The organism is Pseudonocardia sp. DSM 110487 (assembly GCF_019468565.1).
In the GTDB taxonomy this organism is placed as follows: domain Bacteria; phylum Actinomycetota; class Actinomycetes; order Mycobacteriales; family Pseudonocardiaceae; genus Pseudonocardia.
Genome location: NZ_CP080521.1, coordinates 9,570,674 through 9,589,077, shown reverse-complemented (window position 1 = coordinate 9,589,077; position 18,404 = coordinate 9,570,674). Strand labels below are relative to the sequence as shown.

Annotated in this window: 1 protein-coding gene (cut by both window edges); it reads left to right on the top strand. The window is 71.8% G+C overall.

This entire window lies inside a single protein-coding gene on the top strand: locus tag K1T35_RS44885, encoding a rhomboid family intramembrane serine protease. The 60,423-nt coding sequence extends 11,332 nt beyond the window's left edge and 30,687 nt beyond its right edge, so the window shows coding positions 11,333-29,736 — codons 3,778 (partial) to 9,912 (complete); the first codon wholly inside the window starts at position 3. Both the start codon and the stop codon lie outside the window.

The following is an 18,404-nucleotide window of genomic DNA, read 5'->3' as shown; positions in this document are numbered from 1 at the left end:
TGGTCGTCTGGATCAAGAACGCCGACGGCACGGGCCATATGGTCGAGGCGATCAAGAGGGCCGACGGGAAGGTGGAGTACCTCGACGGCGACACCATGTGGCGCACGGCGCCGGAGGGCACGGCGGCCGTCACGTGGCATGGCACCGGTAGGGCTCCGGGCCCGAAGCTGGAAGAAGCGATCGGGGAGTACGTCGGCGCCAAGGCCCAGGAGCCGGGCAAGGCCGAATCCGGCGATCAGCCGCACCTCAAGGGATCTCCGGGGCGGCGCGCCGTCGGAGAGACCTCCTCGGTCGGTGACGGCACCCGTGACGCCGGTCGGGGCGATCGGGCCCCCGGCACACTTGGCTCCGGCCGCCCCGACAGCCCTCGCCCGCCACCAGACCCACCGCTGGACCCGGGTAGCAGCCCCGTGCCGCCGCCGGGCCGCACCGGAGCGTCCGGGGCGAACGCCGGTGGCCCGACGGGTGGCAGGACCGGCAACGACACTCAGGCTGTCGGTGCCGGCGGCCGGGCCGACGGGCCGCGCACGACCACCGAAGCCAGGCCGACCGTCGACAACAATTTGCCGGTACCCAGCCCGGCGCAACACGGCGCCCGTGCCCCCCCGCCGAGCGGCACCACCCCGAACAGCAACATCGGACGGAACGAGCCAACACCCACTGAGCGGAAGGAGACCGACCAGGCAGACGGGCCGGCCGCGTCCAGCGCGACCGAGGAAGCACCGACCGGACCAAAGCGAGCAGAGGAGGCGCCACACGGCGAATCCGGTGAGAACACTCCGCTAGACCCCGCTGCAGCCGTGCGTCACGGCGGTGGCGAGCGGTCGGAAGCGGCTACACCCGAGGGCACTACGCCCAAGGGCCCGGAAGCACCACACACGGTGACTGGAGCTGGCACGCCCACGCGGGCCGGCACCCGGCCGCATGACACACCGGAGGCCGGCTCGACCTCGCCGCGCGGCGAGGAGGCCCCGGCAGTCTCGCTGCCCGACGCGGTCCAAACCCTGCGGAGGGACAACGGCGGGACGGACCCGTCACCGAAGCAGCTGTCCGAGTACCTGCGCGCCAACGGCAACGAGGCCATCACCGCGTACCACGCGAGGAAGCTGCTGAAGGCGCTGAAGCGGGTCGAGGGCCGGACTGCTCTGATTGAGCACGTCCGGGAGCTGGTCAAGACCGGGGCCGCGGCCACGCCGGCTGAACTGCGGGAAGCGGCGCCGGGCGCCACGAAGAAGGACGCGAAGGTCCTGCACGGCCTTCTGAAGGAAGGCCTGCTGGGTAAGCGGGCCGAAGAGATCGTCGAGCAGGCCGCGAAGGACCTCGAGGCCGGCAAGCAGCCGACGATTCTGACGGCCAAGCAGCTGGCCGACGAGCTCGGCGTGAAGGTGGCCGAGGCACGCGCGGAACTGGGGTTCGTGTCGAAGCTCCTGCTGGCGGAGCGCACCAGCGCTCTGCTGAAGGACCCGTCGATCGAGCTGCCGTCGGTGCGCCGGCTGACGGAGGAGTCCCGCGCCACCAAGGAAGACGTGCGGGAGGCGCTGGACTACGTGCGCGCGGTCCGGCGCGGCGAGACCCCCGCCGAGGGACGTTCCATGGGGACGCCTGCCGAGCGCGGGTCACGCGGAACCGGGCCGCACGTCATGACGTTCACCGAGCTGCTTCAGCTGCTCGACCGGCGCAACGAGCTGGTGGGCAACAAGAAGAAGCTCGACGAGCCGGCGCGCCAGGAGAAGCTCGAGGAGCTGGCTGCTCGGTACGAGGAGCTGGCCGAGGCGGTACGCAACGGGCGCGCCGTCGGCGAGGTCACCCATGAGGCCATCGCGGTGCTGTCGGCCATCTACGAGCTGTCGGATGTCGACATGCGGCCGAGGTCGCAGCAGATCTTCGGCGCGGTCGCGATGTCCAAGGGACACGGGCTGCGGATGCCCACCGGCCAGGGCAAGACCCTGACCGACACGCTGGTCGCTTTCGTGCACGCGTTGGATTCCCGCACCGCGGACGGGGCGCCGGTGCGGGGCAAGGGAGTGCACTGGGTGCACCCGAACCACACGCTGATCACGCAGTCGGCGCCGGATGCCGCCCTGATCGGCAAGGTGGTCAACCGGTCGGTCGCGGAGATAACGCATGGCATGACCGACGCGCAGAAGATCGCCGCCTACCAGGCCGACATCCTGCTGGTCGAGGTCAGCGACTGGGTTCACCAGATGATGTTCGACCGGGACGGCAAGTCCACACCGGTGCGGCAGGGCCGGGGCGGCTTCGTGATCTTCGAGGAGATGGACCTGCCGCTGATCGACGACGCAACAACCCCGTATGTGATCTCCGCCCCAGCCGGCCGGGTGAACGACCCGACCGGCCGAGTGGCGCACCTCGTCGACCGGCTGCGCGAGGTCAAGGACTTGCACGACGTCATAGGGGGCGATCCGGTGTTCGGCCGGGCCGGAGGGAACCCGGTTCGGCTGACCCCGGTCGGCCGGCGATTGCTGGTGGACATCGCCAACCGGTCCGCCAACCAGTTCGGTCCGATCCCTGCCGATCCGGCGATTCTCGTCCGGCGGGTCGAGAAGGAACTCACCTGGCTGGACCGCTACTTCGACGAGGTCGCGTGGGCCGACGACATCGCCTGGAGGCTGGGAGAAAAGCAGGGGTACTTCGAGGTCGACGGCTCGGGCATCGGGATCAAGCTGACGCCCGCCGGCAAGGCCGAGGTCCTGGCCTTGGCCCCCGACCTCGGACGGTCGGTCGGCGCGAGGCTCGCGCACAAGATCGAGGTGGCGCTTGCCGTCTACCACCTCAACCAGTACCGAGCCGGCAACGGCAACTACCACCTCGAGCCTGGAAAGGTGGTCCTCGACGACCCGCTGAGCGGTCGCCGGCTGGAGGACCGCAGCTACGACAGCGACCTGCAAGCGGCCATCGAGTACAAGGAGCGGCGCTTCGGCAACGATCTCCGGCTCAGCCGGCCCGACCGCTTCATCGACTCGATGCGCATCGAGCAGGCCATCCGCGCCGTCGTCGGCAACGACAAGACGAAGTGGACCGGATCGACCGGGGTTCTCACCGACCTCGAGCTGCAGATCCTGAAGGAGCGGTACGACAAGGACGTCGCGATGGTCGGGTCGTCCCGCAAGGGCAAGCCGAAACGCACCGACCTGGACACGATCCGGGTGAACACCCTGGGCGAGTCCCGCGCCGCCGCCGCGGCCTACATCGCCCACGTGAACAAGACGTTCGGCTACCCGATCCTGGTGGTGGCTCGCAACATCAACGAGGTCCGCGAGATCGTGCGCCTACTGCGCGCCGAGGGCATCGATCCCGCAGTCCTCACCTCCGAGGCCGAGTACGTCGCCACGGAGAGCGCGACGCTCGCCAAGGCCGGCCACCAGGGCGCGGTGACGGTGGCCGTCCCCTACGCGGCACGGGGCGTGGATATCCGCCTTGCCGGCGCGCACGACAGCACCGTGGCGAGGTACACGGCGGAACTCCTGGCGAAGTACCGCGACTGGGGCCTGACCGAGAAGGAAGCGGCCAGCATCGCGGAGGACATGTGGCGAGAGGAGTTCGACGCCATCAACCGGCTCGGCGGTGGCCTACACGTGGTCGGCGTCGGAGTCGGCAAGTCCCAGCGGATCGTGGAGCAGATGCAGGGCCGCGCCGGACGCAACGGCCAGCATGGCACCACGATCGTCTTCGAGTCGCTGGAAGACGAGATGCACCAGTCGGACACCCAGCGCGCCAAGGTCGCCAGAGCCAACGAGCCCGCCGCCGTCGCGACCGACCCGGGGGTGGACGGGCTCTTCGCTATGGGCCGGCATCGCTACGGGACCGAGCTGCGCAGTGACCTCGCCGCGCATGAGCCGGCCGGCAAGCAGGGGTGGTTCGTCCAGTGGTTGGTCGGTTGGTCGGAACGGCGCGCGGAGGCCAAGAAGCTGAAGCCGACGCTCAAGCTGAGCGCCGTGCCTCGGGTCACGGTCGCGCCGTCGCTGCCGGAATACCGGTACCCGGAGTGGAAGCCCTATGTGTACACCCAGGCCGATCTGGCCGAGGGCCTCCAGTGGGAGCAGACCATTCTGGCCGCGGCGCGCGGCCTGGAGCGCACCGACGAAATCCAGGCCGCGCTCGGTGGGCCGGACCGGCTCACATACCTGGACCTGCTCGCTGCCGCGTCCACCCGCCTGAGGAGCATGGAGCGGACCGGCGGCGTGTCGGAGCCGACGGACACCGACCGGAAGTTCGGCCTCGACCAGCTCAGCGCCATCGAACTGGTGGCGTTCGTGCAGTACGCGCAGGGCGACACCGAGACCGAGATCAGCGACGCGGTCCTGGGCGGGGTGTACAAGAAGCTGCGCGGTGGCGAGCTCCGCGTGGACGCTGCCCGCGCCGCCGAGATCCAGACCGCGCTCGGCGGGATGGACTCGGCCACCTATGGCGCGCTCGTCTCGACCGCCGCCGGCCGGTTCCGGGGGGTGTCCGAAGACGGCGCCCTACCGAAGCCGACCCAACAAGACCGCCTGCTCGGGCTCGACCGGCTCACCGACGAGGAGCTGGTGGCCTTCGTCGGCTACGCGCTGGGCTACACCAAATTCGAGATCGCCGGTGTGCTGGACTTCCCGGTGCCGGAATCGGAACACCTGCACTCGTTCACCGAAGCACAGGTCGACGTGGTGCTGGGTATGGCGTATCGCAAGGTGCGCGGGGTCGCGCTGCACCTGGACGCGGACCGCACCGTGGAGATCCAGGCCGCGCTCGGCGACATGGACCTTGCCACCTATGGCGCGATCCACGATGCCGCATTCAACCGATGGCTTGCCGGGATCGTCGACGGGGCCGTCCCGGAGCCCACTCCCCAGGATCGGGCACTGGGCGTTGACCGGCTCACCGAGGACGAGCTTGCGATCTTCGTCGAGTACACGCTGAGCCACGCCAAGGACGAGATCGCCGACTCGGTCCTGCAGTTGGCGTACGAGAAGCTGCGTGCTGCCGGGCCCCACCGCGCCGCCGGGGAGTTGGCGACCACCGGAGAGCTCACCGACCTGGTCAAGCGGTCGCCCGCCCGGCACCAAGCCGTGGCCCTCATCAGAATGCGGGACGCGGGGATCAACTCGGTCACCCAGCTGCGCTCGATGACCCCGGCCGAACTGGGCGCGCTCGGGCTACCGGTGGGCGTCACCCGGGCATTCCGCCGGGAACTGGCCCGCTCGGCTACACCGGCCAACGCCACCGGCTTCTCCAACCAGTCCACCCGGCTCGCCGAGAACCCCGAGTGGGCGTACGGCGAGCTGCTGGACGCGCTGCGGATCGCCGCCGGCCGGCGGCCCAACCGGAGCGCACCGGTCACCGAGGCGGAGCTCACCGCGCTACTCGACAAGAACGGGATCGCCGAGCTGGGCGTCCGGGCGGGTGTGCTTGCCACCCGGCAGTCGGCGGCCGCGCCGGCGGGTGCCGAGGGCATCGGCCTGCTGGCCCGTGCCCAGGCCGGCGACCTGACCCCGAGCGAGCTCGCGGTCTTGGCAGCACACGCCTCCGGGCAGGCTCGATCGCACGGCGGCGGTCTGACCACCCAGCGTGTCGCGCTGCTGGTGATGGACAGCCATGTGCGTTCCCACTACGGCCTGCCCCCCGACACAGGCAGGCCGGAGCGGACTCCGCTCCCGGTGCGCCAGACACTCCGCTGGGCCCTCGCGGGGAGCACCGGCCTGCTCGGGCTGGCCGCGTACTTCAGCTGGCCGCTGACCCTTGGCTCCGGGCTGGCGTTGGCACCTATTGCAGTTGGAGCCGTGATGCTGGCCGTCCTTCAGACCCGGGCGCGTGGACCCCCGGCGGCGATCGGAGACGCCTTCGCACCCGGGTTCCGCGTCGCGGATCGTGGCCGGCTGGCCCGGGTGATCATCGGCCTGCCGCTTGCGGTGCCGGTCGGGTCCGTACTGGTCACCTTGACCAGTGCGCTTGTGCTCGGGATTCCGCTCGCGCTCATCGGCGTGACGGGGGCCGGGTGGATCATCATCGGCGCGGCGATGAGTGCCGTGGGGACCGCGGTCTGGCCGTGGCTGCTCACGCGCCTCGGGATGCCCACACAGCCGCGGACTGGCTTGCGCGGCTTCCTGGTGGCCGCGGCGTTGGCGCCGCTCCTCGCGGTGATCGGGCACCTCGCTCTCGGCACCAACCTGCATCACGCGCTGTTCATGACGGCCGGTGGACTTGCCGCGAAGGCACTGATCACGCTGCTCCAGCGTCGCTACCCGGTGACTCAGGCCGACGCCGAGACCACCGGTGCGAACCGGCCGCTGCTGGTGCCGGGGCTGATCGCGTTGAACGTGGTGCTCTACGTGCTGGCCGCCGTGGTCGGCGACAGCCTGTTCGACACCACCGATTCGGCGCTGGCACAGCTCGGCTCGTTGGTGCCCGAGGCGGTCATGGCCGGCGAATGGTGGCGGCTCGTCACCGCTGGCTTCATGCATGTCGGACTGGTGCACCTGGCGGCCAATCTGGCCACCCTGTGGTGGTTCGGCTCGAAGCTCGAGACGGCTCTCGGCCGGGCGCGGTTTGCGATCGTGTACGCGGTGGGGCTGCTCGGCGGGTCCGTTGCGGTGGTCGCATTCGGCGCGCCCGGCGTCGCCGTGCTCGGCGCGTCCGGCGCGATCATGGGTGTTCTCGGTGCCTTGTTCGTCGTGGACCCTGCGGCCCGCCGCGGGGCCGGGGGCAGCATCGTGTTGACCCTTGTGGTCAGCGTGTTCGCGCCTGGCCTCAGTGCGTTCGCGCACGTCGGCGGCCTCGCGGCCGGTGCTATTGCCGGGTTGGCCGTCCGGATCGCGGGCATGCGCCGAGGCGGCGGGGGCAACCGCGGTGGCGAGGGTGCCTCGCCTGCCGTCGGTGGACCGCCGACGGGCGACGGTTCCGGCGGCGCGACCCGCGCCCTCCCCGTCCACGGCGGTTGGCTGAGGGAGATGCCCAACCGCCCGCTGGTCGTGGCCATGGTGCTGACCGCTGGTGCCGCAGTGCTGTGGTGGTTCGACCACTCGGCGTTCGTGGCTGCGATGGTGGTCCCGTTCGGCGGTCGGCGGCCGGCGGGTGAACCGCTGCACGAAATCGACGAGCCGAACCACCAGGAAACCTTCGTCAGCGATCACCTGCCTGATGGCAGTCCGCGGGCGAAGGTCATCAAGGTCCGGAACGGCACCGTCGACGAGGTACTGAAGCACGGTCGCGACCGGGTGCATCCGCTGATCTCGTCGTTCGTCAATCGGCGCTTCCGCCTGTGGGGTGGGCTGGCGCCGCATTCCCGGCTGGCCATCGCGCGCCGGACACTCGTCAACGGCGACGGGGAGCACTACCTCGGCGTGGGAGACGTCGTGGAAATGGCCGGCTTCGTCATGCGGGACGAGTCCATCCGGTTCCGCTACGGGGCGAACGGCACGACCGCCCACCACTGGAGCGAGTACCCCGCCGCACTGCTCGATGACATCTTCGACCAGCTCACCGTCACGTTCGTGCCGAACGGCATGGCCGGGAACTGGGACGGGCCGCGGGTGCAGAACGTCACCGTCGACGCCCAGGGCTGGGCCTGGCAAATCGACTTCGAGTACTCCGAGCGCTACTTCCCGGTGTCTACTCCGTTGCGAGCTCTGCCGGAGCCGCATTTCGCCATGCCGGATGACCTCACCCGTGGTGATGGTTCGCTGGAGAGCTACCTCGTTGTGCAGCTCTACCTGAACACGGAGATCTACGGGCGGCTCACCGAGGCCGAGGTCATCGCCCAGCTGCGCCACCTGATCAGCCAGCGCGACCGCCTGCTGGCGACCACGCTGGACCAGGCCGACCTGGAACGGACCCAGGCAGATCTCGAATGGGCCACCCAGGTGGTTACCGCTGATGCTTCGGGCGAACCGGTGCCGCTCGGGGCGCGGCTCACCGACGCCTTGCGGCTGGCCCGCGAGGCCGCGGGACACGACGACTACGGGCTCGGTGACCTCGATCGCCGCCAGCGCTACCTGGACGAGGCCATCGCCCGTGCCGAGCGCTTCACGGATCCGATCGCCCCGGTCACCGGCAACACGGAACAGCTCACCCCTGCCGAGCTGATCAGCCGCGCCGACGGGGGCAGCCGGATCGCGCTGCACGGCTACGAGAGCGCCGGCGGACGGTGGATAGCCACCGTCGCCCGGGCGGCACTGCTGCTCGTCCCTGCCCTGCTGCTGACCGGCGGCCTGCTGGCTCTGGCGATGAGCACCGGACACCACGAGCTCGCCGCGGCCGCCGCCATGGGGCCACTGGGGCCGGCGTCGTCCGACACCCCCGCCGTGGTGAAGCTCGGGGAGATCCGCGACGAGAAGCTCGTGGAGTTCGAGGCGTTGCTGCCGGAGCTGGACCGGCGGGGATACCTGGAGCCGATGTCGGTGGTGGAACCGTTGCTCCCGCTGAGCAGCGACAGGGGCCGGGTCCTGGTGCTCGACGTCGCTGCGGCCGGCGCGGCACTCGACGGGTTCCGCGAGGTGCTCGACCGTCTGTTGGCGGTCGAGTGGCGGGCCGGGGGGGCTGTCATCGTGACCTCGTCGCAGCTCGAGGAGGACCAGCGGCACCTGGGCGGCGGACGGCTGCGGAGCGGCTTCCTGCAGGACGTGATCGATGCACTCGGCTCACCCGAGGCCGATCAGGTGGCGCGGCGCCTCGAGTCGGCGCGCACGCTCGGCGTCGATGCGATCGACGTGCCCGCGTCCGGTTCGATCTTCGGCTTCCGTGGCGGCACAAGTCCCGCCGGCGGACCGGAGTGGCAGCTCGACGCCTCGTTCGGGACCGTCGTGCTGACCGGCGAACAGCTCAGCATCGACCATCCCGGCCCACTGTCGCCGGCAGCGAACGCGGTGACCGAGCTCGCCGAGACCACCCGTTGGTGGCTGCCCACACTGTCGCCGGCGGAGCGGGTGCGGCGCGCGCTCGAGCTGGTGGCGCGGTCGGCGACGGCGGCCCCGCTCTCGGTGCACGAGAAGGGCATCCACCGGGTGGCGCGCGTGCGCTTCGACCAGCCGGTCGCCACTTTGACCTGGGCGGACGGGGCAAGGACCCGCGACGTCGAGCTCGTCACGCAGAAGGTCGGGCCGGGTCGGCACCTGGTCGTCGGGTTCTACCCGGTCGCCGAGGGCGCCCCATCGGGTCTGCTGGCGCAGCCCGGCCTGCGCTTCCCTGCTGCGCAACGCAGCGTTGTCGCCATCCGCAACGAGTCGGGTCGCATCGTCGGCACCGGTGTCGTGGTCGAGGCGGCGACGGAGACCAGCCCGGCCCGGGTGCGGACCGCCTACCACGTCGCCGAGGTCGTCAACGGCCGCTTCACCGTCGACGGCCTGCCGATCAGTGACGTGCGCAGCGTTCCAGTGGCTGCCTATGGTGAGCACGCCGAGCTCGCCCGGTCTGCCCAGGAAGCACTGGACGCCGGACATGACATCGATGGACTTCCGACCCTCGACGTCGCGGAGTTCCGGGTATGGGGGCTGGACCGCCACGCGGTGATCGTCAGGGATTCGGCGGTGGCGCGGGGCGAGCTGCTCACGTTCATCGGATTCCCCCGGGGCGAGGGCACAGTCACCCAGGCGCCGGTCGGGGCTGTCCGGCGCGGGATGCTCGAGTCGCTCGTCGTCCTCGGTGGCGGTGCCTCCGGCGGAGCCGGCCTCGACGCCGAGGGACGGTTGGTGCTGACGATCGTCGGCACCCACAACGGGCGGTTGCTCGGCGTCGGACCGCAGTTGCAGGCGCAGTTCGGACGGATGATCGCCACGGCTGCGGCCCGCCCGGTACCGCAGTCGCACCGGCGGGGCGACTTCGGTCGGCAGGCGCCGGATCCGCGTCAGCTGGCGAGGTTGCTCGACGACGACCTCGGCACCCTGGACACGCTCATCAGCGAGCTCGGACACGAGCTGTCCACGCATCCCGCCGAGGTGCTGAACACGCTGGGCGACGACCCGGCCACCAACTTCCTGACCTACGTGTGGGAGCAGCTCGCCCGCGCTCCCGCCACCGAACAGTTCAAGGCGCTGGCCGAACGAGCCGACGGGCTGCGAGCCGAGTTCAGGAGGCTGCACCGGATGGCGCGGCTCGCTGCGAGCCGGGCCGCTGAGGAGGAGTTCCGCGGCTCGACCGACGGAGGGAACGGTCGTGGCGGACCGGGTAGCTCGGCCGAGGGGCCACCCGGCGCCAGCGGTGTGGAGCCCGGTTCCGCGGAACCCACCCGACCCGCTGAGGGCGCCAGCGACGGCAAGCACACCGGCGGCGCGACGGAACGCGGCCCACCGCCGGCCGGGAGTGGCGGCAGCGCCCACGCCCACCCGGTGACGGTGGTCGGCGCCCTGTCAGCCACGTTGCTCGGGTTCCATCAGTTCGCCGGCGTGGCGGGTCACGAGGTCGCGCTCGGTGCTGCACAGGCTGCGTCCGGGGTCGGCGGCTGGATGGCGGGCGTCCTGGAGGTCCTGGGCAGCGTGCCGGGGATCACCGGGCTCGCACTGGTGGCGGCTGCCTTCGGTGTCGTGCAGATCCGGCGGGCGCGCGGGCATTCGGGTTTGAGGGCGCCGGAGGCGGCGTCGCCTGCCCCGTCGCCGACCAGCGGCCGGCTCGACGCGGTGCGTGATCGCTGGCAGCGGCACCGCGCGTTGGTCCGGCACATGCGGTCGCTGGTGAGGTTCGCCGCTGCGCTGCGTGGGGCGAGGGTGCAGGCGGCGCGGGCGAGGGCGCTGGTGCGGGCGGAGCTGACGCAGCAGCAGCGGGGCTGGTTCGTGTGGCTGGTCGAGCGTGGGCGGGCGGAGCGAGTGCCGCGATCGGAGGTGTACGCGCGGATCGCCGTGACGGTGGCGCTGCCGGTGGAGACGGTGGTGGAGATCGTCGCATCCGGTGCCCGGCCGACGGTCCCGATCGGGCTGGAGGGTTCCGCAACGTTCGACGACGGGTTGCGGGAGGTGCGGACCTGGCTGGAGGAGGTGCACCCGGAGGCGTGGAAGGCCGACGCGGACGCCCGCGACGCTGTGCACACGTCGGAGAAGGCGCTGGAGGCCGGGTTGGTAGCGGCGCGGGCACCGGAGTCCGAGGGGGGTGTCGGCGCCGAGCATGCCCGAGCGATCGCGCGGGCGAGCGCGGGTTGGGGTTGGCGTGGGGCGCGCCACCGGGTCGCGCGCCGACTCGGACTGGACGTCCCGGCCTCGTCGGCCAGCCGCACCCGGCTCACCCGGTTCGCACTCGCGGGTGGCGGGTTCGGTGGGTGGCTCGTGTTCGCCGGCGACGGCATCGTTGTCACGCTGACCGGGCTGGGGATCGTGGCCACTGCCGCGGTGGCAGGGGTCCGGACGGTGTGGTCGGCCCGGCAGGCGCGTGCTCCGCCGCCGCCGCTGGGAGATGAGACCGCACGGCAGGCCGCCGTCACGGCGCCGCCGCCCTCGTGGCGGGCGAGGGTGGGTACTGCGCTGCGGTCGGTGGCGCTGGTGGCCGTCGGTGTCGGGCTGGGGGCTGCGCTTCCCGTGGTCGGGCATGCGCTGACTGCGGCCATTGCGTGGGCGATAGCCCAGCCCAACACGAGAAACGCCGCGAAAACCCTGCTCGTGGCGGTCCTGGTGACGGCGCCGCTGACGTGGCGGTCGGTGTTCCAGACCCAGGAGGACAACCGCGCGAGCAACCAGGACGTTCGGCCGGTCCGCGACGCCTGGATCTCGGCCGGATGGGTCGTGGCCGTGACGGTGTCCTACCTCGGGATGTTCACGCTGGGCTGGTCGGAGATCCTCGCCTCGGAGTGGCGGTTGGTCACGCTGGGTGCGGCCCTCGGGCTGGTCCGCGCTTTCGTGTCGCGCGCCAACGCCGGCGCGCTCCGGGGGTGGCGCGCGTTCCTGGCGGCCTTGGGCACGTTGCCGATCGCCCTGCTGCTGACGCTCGACATCCCACTCACGAGCCAGCCGCGGGACTGGGGTGACTGGGCGCAGATCGTGGTGACGGGTGCGGTGCTGGCCGCCGTGCCGCCGGTCGTCTTCGACTACCTCACCGCCGCTGTGGGGCGGCAGGGCCGGAAGATGTCCGCCAAGTACTTGGAGACGCTCCACCACGCCCGGCACGCGGACACGCAGGCGCGTCGGTCGGGGACGGGGCCCCGGCGATGGGTCCAGCGCCACGTCAAACGGATGCGGGTCGGTCTTCTCGCGTTCAAGAACCCGGACTGGCGCGCGACGGCCCTGAAGTCGCTCGATGCCGCGGTGATGGCCGTGCTCGCCTATCTGATCCTGCGGCCGCTGCCCGGCATCGACGAAACGGTGCGGATCATGCTCGGGCGGGCGGGGGGCGCCGCCGTCATCATGGTGGGCTACTGGTGGCTGCGTGACCGGATCGACTGGCGCCTGGACCTGCGGGCGGGCACCACGAAGCGGAAGCTGGTGCCGCGGGGCCGCCCGCGCGTCCTGAGGTGGCGCGGTGGGGTCCGACCGGTCGAGCTGGTCGACCGGCTCGTGCGTCGAGCCGAGGCCCATCTCCGTCGCCTGCAGATGTACGACGAGGCGGAGCTGAACCAGGAGTTCGCCGCTCAGGTCGCCGAGGACGTGATCCGACAGCTCCTGCCTGACCCGGAGACGCCCCGAGAGCTCACGAGTCTCGCCAGGATTCCCGGGCTGGCTGAACTGGCCGATGAGGCAAGGAAGACGTGGCGGGCTCGGCACGACCAGCACCGCCGAGCCGTGGCCTTGGCCGTTGCGATCCTGGCGAACGACACTCTTGGTCAGGACGTGGCCGACCAGCTGACCGGCCGCCGGCAGGCGGCCGTCGGCGTGGTGAAGTTCCAGGTTCTTGTTGCAGCCGAGCTGAAGGCGCGCCTCGACCGGCTCGACAGCCTGTTCGTTGATCCCGAGGAGTCCCTCGCCGAGCTGGGCCGGGCCCGCCTGGAGCAGCTGCTGCTCGAGGCGGTCGAAGAGCGCAAGGCGCTGCGGGCCGAGTACTTCGCCGAGTTCCTGCTCCCGCTGCGCAGAGCGCACCTGGACCACCTGACAGCCAATGGCGCCAGCAAGGCCGAGGTGACGGCGGCACAGGCACGGCTCGACGAGGTGCAGATCGACCTGGCACGTGAGCAGGACCGCAACCTCGACAAGCGGCCGATCCCGGCAGCGCGTGAGCTGCTGGGCCAGCGGCTGCGGAGTCTGCGGCACGCGATCGATGCCGGGACCGCCGCGGCGCGGGCGCTCGAGGAGGAAGCCGCTGCGGCGGTTGAGGAGTACGTCAGGAACCTGACCGAGCAGCACCGGGCTATGGGTGTCCTGCTGGGCGCCGCCGACCTGTTGGACGAGGTCGAGCTGACCCGGATAGGGCGTCGGGCCCGCTCCGACGAGTGGACGCGCAAGCTGGGCGAGGCAGCGGCGGGGGAGGTGACGGCCGGCCCGGCGACGATGCTGGGCACGGCGCTCGTGGTCGCCGGCGCCGGGGGCGTGGTGGCGCCGCCCGACCTGGAGCAGGCGTTCGGCGGGACGGTGGCCGAGTGGACGGCGCGGCTCGACCGGCTCGTCGAGGCCGGCCTGCTGACCGGCACTGCCACCATCGGCTACCGGCCGACCGAGGCACTGCGCACGGCGTGGGAGGATGCCGACCCGCGGGTCCGACAGGCCCTGCGGCACGACCCTCGGAAGCTCACCGAGCCCGGTGCGCTCGACGCGCTGCTGGCCGAAAGCAGCCCGGGTGCGCCCGCGCCCGAGCAGCAGGAGAACGCGGCGGCGACCGCGCTGCTCGACCTGCTGCACACGGCCGACAAGTTGCGCGGCCGCCCGTCGCCGGGGTTGCCCGACGACCTGCTCCGGTTCGTCGAGCGGCTGAGGTCGCTCAGCTACGAGCGCGACCACCCGGCTGCGCGGGTCGCCACGCCGCTCCCTGCTGCTGCGTCGGGTACCGGCGAGGGCGACGCAGCGTTCCGAACCGATGGGCTGCGGCCGCAGACCGACCGGACTCGCCAGCTGCGGACGGAGCTACGCAGGGCGCTGCGGCTCGCGCGGGCCGCGGACCGGCAGTACAAGCACGCGTTGCTGGCGTCTGCCCGCACCGGCGGCGCCGCGGAGCCGCTGGTCGAGATGGCGGCGGCGGCACGGCAGAGCGCCTGGGAGGTGCTCGAGGCCGTGGTGCTCGATGCCCGCGCAGCGGTGGCCGATCGGACCGCCAACCTGCCGGCCATCGAGCGCCGGCTGCGGGCCGCCGAGGCCGTGCTGCGGATCGCGCCGGGCGCGGCTCAGGACGGTCCCCGCCCCCGCACGGAGCTGGTGCGGGCAGGGATCGCGCTCGTCCGGATGAGGGGGAGGACCGACGCGAGCGCGCTCGAGGTGCGGCACGTCCTCGACCGGGCTGATCTGGCGATCCACGACGGTCACACCGCAAAGCTGCGCAAGCGCTTCGTGAGCTATCGGCTCCTCAGGTGGGTCGAGTCCGAGCGGGCGCGGGTGTCCGCCGCGCACGGGCACACGCTGGTCGAGGCAGGGGATACGGAGTTCAGCGGCAGCCGGCTGGACAGTGGGTCGGCGGACCCCGTGCCGCTCGCTGGGCGGAGCGCTCAGGGCCTGCGTACGCAGCGCAACGAGGACGCGATCGGATTCGAGGGTCGTGACGTCGTGCTGGCTGACGGGATCTCGAGCACGGACGAAGGTCACTGGGCATCCCAGCTGGCAGTGGTGAGGGCGCTGCAGGAGCTCGCGCGCGACCCGTCCCGTTCGGCCGAGCAAGCGCTGCGGCAGGCCGTGGACGCGGCGGGGGCGAGCGTGCGTCTCCTCGCCCGGCCGGGGGGTACTGCGCCGGGCACGACGATCCTCATCGCGCGGGTCGACTCCCCGGGGGAGCCGGGGACCCTCGCAACGTTCACGATCCTCTCGGTCGGTGACACCCGCGCCTACTGGATCCCGGACGCCAACGGCGCCGAGCCGGAGATCCTGACCACCGACGACACCATCGGCGCGCGGAACCCGGGGGCGAGCAATGGTCCCTACGCCGGCTACCTCACGCAGTACCTCGGCGGCGACGCCCGGACGGTGACACCCCGGGTCACGGTCTTCCGGCCGACCGGTCCCGGTGTCCTCCTCTTCGCCACCGACGGGTTCTGGCGGTACTACCCCGATGCGAAGGCGATGCAGGGCGCCGTACGGGCGGCAAGCGCACAACTCGACCAGCCTCGCGTGGCCGGCTCGCACGTTGTTCCGGCCGAGCTGGCCGATCGCCTGATGTCGGCGGTCACCGCGGGAGATGACCACAGCCTGTTCGTCATCCCGGTCCGCGACGGACCCGTGACCGCGCCGAGTACTTCTGGGGGTACGTCGCCCGGCGCCCCGAGCCGTGCCTGGCCGCTGGCCGTGGTGCCGGCGGGCGGCTTCGACGCCTTCGGTTGGCTCGACAGCTCGTGGATCACGTCGGCGGCCATTGCGGCGCTCGGGGTGCTCACGCTGATCGTCGTCGCGGACCAGGTCTACCGGCGGGGGGTGGATCGCCTGGTCGCACTCGCACAGGCCTGGATCGGGAACCGCCTGCTCCACCAGGTGCTGGACGGGGAGCAGCAGGACGCCAACGCGACCGTGGGTGACCTGCGGGAGCTGCGACCGGGCAACCCTCGGCGGTTCTGGAAGCGCCCTGCGTCGTCGAGGCGGTCGGACGATGACCTGCTGCGCTCGGTGTTCGCACCGGTCGACGGGCAGTTCCTGGCGACGCATCCGCGTGTCCCCGGTCGGCTGCTGCAGGGCAACCACCGCCGCTACGAGCTGCTGGACCGCGCGGAGGATCCGGACTCGACGATCGCGTGGGACACGCCGATCTTCATCAACCACGTCGCCGAGGGGGCGAGCCCGCGGCAGGTCGCGGCCGAGCTGGTCCGCTCGGCCACCCGCGCCGTTCTCCCCTCGACGAACCGGCGCGACGCCGGCGCAGGCAATGCCGAGTCCGGGCCAGTCGTCGGCGCGGCGAGCGTGGCGGTGGCCGCTGCGATGCAGGACGGCGTGCTGCTCGGTCCGGTGGTGGTGGCGACCGCCGCGGTCGCGGTGGCGGTGATGCTGCTGGGGAGCATCACCCGCCGTGGCCCACCGGCCCGCTGGCTCGCCGGGGCCCTGCTCGCGGCCGCTGTGATCGTGGTCGCCGCGGTACTGGTGTGGGTGGTGGCGCACGCCGCGCCCGTGGGTGGAGCCGCCGCGATGGCCGGCTTGCCGATGTTCCAGCCGCGCCGAAACCAGCACACCGATGGCGTGGCCGCGGCCGGTGTGTCGGGGCTGCCCCGGGGGCGCCCTGCCCGCTCGCTGGTCGCGTGGCTGCTGGTCAGGGGTGGGGGCGCGGCTCTGCTGGGAGCGGTGCTTGCCGTCATCCCGGGCGTGCTACCCGCGTCGGCGACGACGCAGACCGCCATCGAGGGGCCGGACCGCCAACAGGTGGCGGCTGCGCCGGTGCGCATCGTGGACTCGCGCCAGGGCGAGCCGGTGGTGGACACCGAGGTCGAGTTCCGCGGAGTCGACGGCGACACGGCGGGCAACGTGGCTCCCTCGCTGCTTGTCAGGGATGCGAACGGCACAGTGCGCCCGGCGACGTTCGACGAGTTCAACGCGGCCAACGAAAACCGGTTCACCGCCCCGGAGCAGTCGATTGCCGGGCTGAAGGACGTGGTCACTCCGAAGAACTGGACCGGCGTGTGGATCGCCAAGCGCGGTGACTCCTACTGGCGCATCTACGTCGAGCGGTTCGGCGACTTGGCCCGCTACGTCGACGCAATCGCGGGCCGGGCCGACGCGGACAAGATCTTCGCCCGCAGTGAGCACCGGGTCAGGATCGCGACCACGCCCTCGCCGGGCGATCACGAGAAGCCCGGCGAACACGAGAAGCCGGGTGGTCAGCAGAAGCCCGATGGCCAGGAGAGTCCCGGTGATCACGAGAAGCCGGGTGACAAGCAGAAGCCGGCCGGCCAGGACAAGCCGCGTGACCACGACACGCCGAGCGCAGGCGGCGGCCTGCCGTGGCTGCTGCCGATCGGCATCGGCGCGGGCGCACTGGCCGTTGGCGCCGGCATCGTCGCCGTGCTGCGGATGCTGCGGCACTCGCGTGTGATCCGGGCCCCCACCGCGCGCGTGGCGATGGGCGCGGGGCTCGGGATCGGCCTGGCCGGGACGGCGCTCGCGGTGGCCGGGGCGCCGCTGTGGCCATGGCTGGTGGACGGTGCCGCGCTCGCTGCGGTGATGGCCGCCGTGCGCGGATGGCAGCGCATCCGCGGTGGCGCACACGACCACGCGCACACGCACGGCGGGGTGGGCCGGTCGATCCTCGAAAACAGGCGGGGTGTCTTCTGGACCGGGGTGACCCTGGTCATCCTCGCCGGTACCGCGATCGGCGAGGCCGTGGCGGTGAACGGGCTCGGGCTGAACAGCGCCATGCTCGAAGGCGACATCTGGCACAACGCCGGTGACGCGTTCACGGCGATCCCGCTGATCGCCGCGCTGTACTACGGAGCGCTTGCCGGGTTCGAGGCGCGTGCGGTGCGGGCGGCGATCAGCACCAGGTACCCGGCGGCTCGGTGGGTGCTGGTGCCGCTCGCCTACGCCGCGTCGGCGTTGATGACGGTCCTCGGCATGCGGAGGCTGATCGCGAAGCTCGGCAGCACCGCCCAGGCCGAACGAGGTGCCCGCTGGCTGATCGTCGGCGCCATGACGGCCTCTGTGGGCCTTGTCCTGCACGAGGCGATCGAGAAGTTCCGCCATCCCGAGGCCCTTGCGGGAATGGACTGGGTGCTGGTGGGCGTGGTCGCCGTTCTGCTCAACGAGGCGGTCTATCGGATCCGGCTCTGGGCCGGCCGCACGTACAAGATCCAGGCTCTGATCGACGACGCAAGGCACGCCAGAGCCGACGCCCAGGTCAGCGCAGGGGCGGTGATCGCCGGTGTGCTCTCGATGGCACTTCACGCGTTGGCCGGTCGGGCTTCCGGAGGCGCGGCCGAGACGCTGAACTGGCTGGCCACGTACGCCGACCCGTTCCTCGGCCTCGTCGTGGCCGGGTTCATCGCCCACATGGTCTGGGAGTCGGTCGACGGCCTGCGACACCCGATCGCCGAGCTGCGCGAATCGGTGGCCGAGGCCGTGGCGGCACGGGCCGCGCTCCCCACGGCGATGGCCAGGGAGCGCGCGCTGCGCGAGAACGGCATCCGCTGGCTGTTCGGCGACGAGCCCTCGCTTCGCGACGACACCTTCTACGAGCAGGTGGCCGACCGGCTGAAGAAGGACCGTGGCTGGACCGTTCGGCTGGTCGAGTCGTACGCCGTCGACGAGACGATGACCCCGGCCGCGGCCGGCGAGGCGGCCGGGCTGGGCGAGCCGACCGGCACGTTCCACCAGCGGCTCACCACGCTGGCCGAGGAGATGGACGTCCGGCTGGCCGCCGTCGAGACCACGCGAATCACGGTCCGG